Here is a 4,317-nt window from a genome sequence, read left to right on the forward strand (position 1 = left end):
GCGTAAGCCGCCCAGCCCTGTGCCCATTGCAAGTACCAGCCGATGCCGGATTTGACGCCCATCATTTCTGCGACCACCAACGTCGAGAATGAAGCGCCGAGGCCCATGAACAGGCCGACAAATACGTGGGGCAATGCCGCGGGGATCGCCACTTTGAAGATCAGAAAACGCTGCTTTGCGCCGAGGGTTCTTGCTACGTCGTAGTAGGCTTTATCGACACTGGCCACTCCCGACCACGTCAGCACGGTGACCGGAAACCAAGTTGCCAAGGCGATCAAAAACACGCTGGCGCTCCAACTGCTGGGAAACAGGAAGAAGCACAGCGGCAACAAGGCGGTCGATGGCACAGGGCCAAGGATGCGCAATACCGGGTGCAGCCAATAGCCGATGCTGCTTGACCAGCCGATGGCGACACCCGCGATAAATCCAGTGGTTGCACCGAATGCCACGCCGGCGCCCAGCAGCAGTGCCGAGTGCAGTAGGCTGTCCGCCAAGCGTGGCCAATCGTCAACGTAGACGTCCAACAACGCTTGCGGCGGCGCGAAAAATGGCACGGGCAAGATGCCGAGCTTGGCGGTCAGCAGTTCCCATATACCCAATAAAATCGGCAGCGCGATCAACCAGGCAGCAGTTCGACGCACACGGCCAGCAACCTTGGGCGACCAATGCCCAACGATCCCCAGCAACACAATGATTGCAGCGACCGCCAGGCAGAGATTCGCCAAGCCTTGGGTCATCGGCCAATTACGGGTGGCGTTGGGCATGCGAATGATCACCAGCGCCACCGCCACCCACGCCACGACTGCCACAACCCCTTGCCTCCACACCGCGAAGCCAGGTCGGGCCTCAAGGTTGGCGAGGCTGGACACCTCAGTTGAAGACATCGGCCGTAATCTCCTTGGCGAATTCGTTCGCATCGGTGCTTTGACGAATCACCTCCACGGTTTTCAGGTCGCTGACGTAGGTAGCGATTTCCTTGGTCAGCGCCGCGCCGACAGCGTGATGGCCGTGGGTGTGATCGTGAAGAATCGCCTCGACTTCTGCGGTGGAGGTATTCAACGCATAAGCTTGAAAACCCTTGGCGACCGCTTCTGGATGCTTGACTGAATAGTCGTGCGCTTCAAGGATTGCCTGGGTCAATGCGGCGACCACGCGCTTCTCTTCGCGAACCAGTTTGCCGGTCACACCCAGCACGCAGCAGCTGAGATTCGCGTATTCCTCAGACAGATTGCTCGACAGCTCTTGCGCCTTGCCAGACTTGATCAAGCGGTACATGAACGGGTCACTGCCGCTGATGGCCTGCACTTCGCCACGCTCCAGCGCAGTTCCCAGCAGGTCGGCTGGGTATAGGCGCCATTCCACGTCACGCACAGGATCGATGCCGTGCTTTTTCAGCAGGATGGAGAAGAAGTTACGGTCTGGGCTGGCCATGTCGGTGACGCCGATGGCTTTCCCTTTCAGGTCTTCCAGCGAATGAATGTTGCTATTCACCGCGCTGAGTAACCGCAAGCAGCCGCCGTGAGTACCGGCAGTCAACTTGACGTCGAAGCCCTGCTCTAGCGCTTTGAGCCAGCGCAGCGCCATACCGACACCCGCGTCAGCCTTGCCGGTAGCAATGGCTTCGAGCAGCACTTCGGTGGAGTTGCCAAAATTAACCAACTCGACGTCGAGATTGTGCTTCTTGAAGAAGCCTTCGCCGTGCGCAATCACGACAGGGGCCAGGCATACCGCGTTAAGGTTGACCGCCAGTTTCAGCGCGCGGGGCTTATCCAGGCGGATGAACTCACCGGTACCTGTAGGCTCTGCGCCCATATCACCCATGTCAGCCATAGGCTCCGCATGCTCATCTGCCGCCCAACTGGCGCGCGGCAAAGACATCAGTAGCGGGCTCGCAAGGGCGAAGCCGGCGAGACCCAACACGTGACGACGGGTCAATTTATCAAAAGCGGCCATTCAACTATCCCTTTGGGTTATGGAAATCACTCAGTCCTTCAGGTCGGCTAGACCCAGGTGTTCGCGCAAGGTCGAGCCTTCATAAGCGCGCCTGAACAAACCTTTGTGTTGCAGGTGCGGAATCACGCTTTCGACAAATTCGCTAAAAGAGCCCGGCAGATAAGCGGGAGAAATCACAAACCCGTCGCAGCCTTCGCCGAGAAACAGATCAGCCAGCTGTTCGGCGATTTGCGCGCCAGTACCGACCAATTGCGGCACGCGAACACTGCTGGCGAAAATCCGTCCGAGCTGCTCCAGCGTGGTGTCCGCGCCTTGCATCAGGAGTTTTTCTGCGGCGGCAGGGTGGATCAACGGCGATTGGGCGATCTCGGCCAGCGTCGCCGACAAAGGGAATGGAGACAGGTCGACATTCAGCTGTGAAGCCAGCGTCACCAACCCGAGTTCGGGGCGTGCCAGCGCGTTGTGCTGATCGCGCTTGGCCCGTGCTTCGGCTTCGGTACCGCCAATAAAGGGCATGACCGCAGTCAGGACTTTGCAGCTGTCGGCGTCGCGACCTTGTTGCACCACCTGTGCCCGTACGTCATCGCGGAAGGCGCGCATGGCGTTCAAGTGCGGATGGATGGTGAAAATTGCCTCGGCCCAGCGCGCACCAAAGCGTCGGCCCCGACCTGATGATCCAGCCTGAATCAACACCGGCCGCCCTTGCGGCGTGCGCGGGATATTCAGCGGTCCTTCGACCTTGAACCAGTCGCCGCTGTGCTGCACGGAATGGATCTTCGATGGATCAGCCAACACGCCGTTTTCACGGTCCAGTTTGAGTGCATCCGGCGCCCAACTGCGCCACAGCTTCAACGCCACCTCGACGAATTCATCGGCACGGTCGTAACGCAGATCGTGCTCCAGGTGCTTGTCCTTACCGAACAGGCGCCCTTCGCTGTCGTTCATCGAGGTCACGATGTTCCAGGCGGCACGGCCTTTGGACAAGTGATCCAGGGTGGCGAACTCCCGAGCAATATGCGCAGGCTCGTAATAAGTCGTAGAGCGCGTGGCGCCGAGACCGAGTTTGTGGGTCTGACCAACGAGATAAGACAAGATTGGCAGTGGGTCCAAACGTGTTGCATCCTGGGCGCCATAGCGCAATGCCACGTCGCGAGAGCCGCCCATTTGGTCGCCAACTGCCAGGCGATCAGCAAAGAACAGGAAGTCGAACAGCCCCTCCTCCACGACCTTGGCAACCCGCGCGTAGTACTCGGGGTCCAAGTAATTACCGATGGTTTGCGGGTGGCGCCATACGGCGTGACTGTGGATAACCGGACCGGTCAGCAAAAATGCTGACAAGTGAATTTGACGTGCCATGGCGAGACTCCAAAGGAATGGAAAACAGCGTTATCTGGCCTTTGGCGCCCAGATGTTTATTTCAGTGACGTTCAGCGGTTTGGGAATCAGCTTCGCCGCGTAATAGGTGTCAGCGATGCGTTGCTGCTCTGCCAGGTCATCGACCTTGACCGGCACGATGTCGTAACTGCGACGGGTATTGGCCAGTTCGACGGTGGCCGGCGGTACGTTGCCCCATAGTGGGCCAAGAATTTGCGCGGCTTCTTTGGGATGGGCTTTGACCCATTGGCCGGTCTCGCGCAGCGTGTCGAAGGTCACTTGCAGCACATCGGGATGGGCCGCTGCGAATTTGCTGGTCGCCAGGTAAAACCGGTTGTAATCGGCCACGCCATTTTTGCCGTCGGCCAGCACACGTACATGATGATCAAGCTGTTGGGTTGCCAGGAACGGGTCCCAAATGGCCCAGGCATCGACGCTACCGCTGGCGAAGGCGGCACCGCCATCCGGTGCTTCGAGGTAACGCGGGGTAATGTCAGCCAAGGTCAGACCGGCCTTTTTCAGCGCCGAGATCAATAGGTAGTTGCTGCCGGAGCCTTTGGACACGGCCACGGTCTTGCCTTTCAAATCGGCAACACTATGAATCGGTGAGTTTTCTTGAACGATGATTGCCTGCGCACTGGGAGCAGGCCGTTCTTGGGCGTAATAGGTCAGCGGCGCATCGGCGGCCTGAGTAAACAACGCAAAGGCATCGGCCACGTCCGCGTGCAAATCAACGCTGCCAGCGTTCAGCGAACTAAGTAGGCCGGTGCTGAACTCATGCCAATTAACGGTAAACCCCAGGGGTTTCAGGCGCTCTTCCAACTGGCCACTTTGTTTGAGCAAAATCCACAGTGTCGAAGATCGCTGGTAACTGATATCGATAGCTTGCTGTGCCTGAACGCTGGCGGCAGCAAACAGCAGGCTGGCGAGGGCGACGACGTGTCTGAACTTCATGAAGAACCTTGATATAAGCGATTTGAAGAGATCGAA

The 4,317-nt window shown here is 58.5% G+C and carries 4 protein-coding genes; all 4 read right to left on the reverse strand.

The genetic code is table 11. The features are described from left to right. The coding region (locus M0974_RS29245; RefSeq protein ID WP_297845266.1) for an ABC transporter permease at nt 1–884 on the reverse strand (884 nt) is incomplete at its 3' end. Continuing rightward, nucleotides 871–1,953 (reverse strand): ABC transporter substrate-binding protein, encoded by a 1,083-nt coding sequence (locus M0974_RS29250; protein ID WP_297845270.1) that lies wholly within the window; start codon nt 1,951–1,953, stop codon nt 871–873. The genes M0974_RS29245 and M0974_RS29250, both read right to left, overlap by 14 nt. 30 nt (nt 1,954–1,983) lie before the next feature. Then, a complete protein-coding gene (locus tag M0974_RS29255) occupies nt 1,984–3,309 on the reverse strand; it encodes an LLM class flavin-dependent oxidoreductase (protein WP_297845273.1) in 1,326 nt (441 codons plus the stop codon). Nucleotides 3,310–3,339: 30 nt separating this feature from the next. After that, the gene (locus tag M0974_RS29260) at nt 3,340–4,281 is read right to left on the reverse strand and encodes an aliphatic sulfonate ABC transporter substrate-binding protein (protein WP_297845276.1); all 942 of its coding nucleotides are present in this window, start codon (nt 4,279–4,281) and stop codon (nt 3,340–3,342) included. Nucleotides 4,282–4,317 lie beyond the last annotated feature (36 nt).

Origin of the sequence: Pseudomonas sp., assembly GCF_026224925.1 — a bacterium.
Taxonomy (GTDB): domain Bacteria; phylum Pseudomonadota; class Gammaproteobacteria; order Pseudomonadales; family Pseudomonadaceae; genus Aquipseudomonas.

What these genes read in the sequence shown, in the direction of transcription:
- M0974_RS29250 (WP_297845270.1), bottom strand. Translation starts at nt 1,953, where the DNA reads ATGGCCGCTTTTGATAAATTGACCCGTCGTCACGTGTTGGGTCTCGCC.
- M0974_RS29260 (WP_297845276.1), bottom strand. Translation starts at nt 4,281, where the DNA reads ATGAAGTTCAGACACGTCGTCGCCCTCGCCAGCCTGCTGTTTGCTGCC.
- M0974_RS29255 (WP_297845273.1), bottom strand. Translation starts at nt 3,309, where the DNA reads ATGGCACGTCAAATTCACTTGTCAGCATTTTTGCTGACCGGTCCGGTT.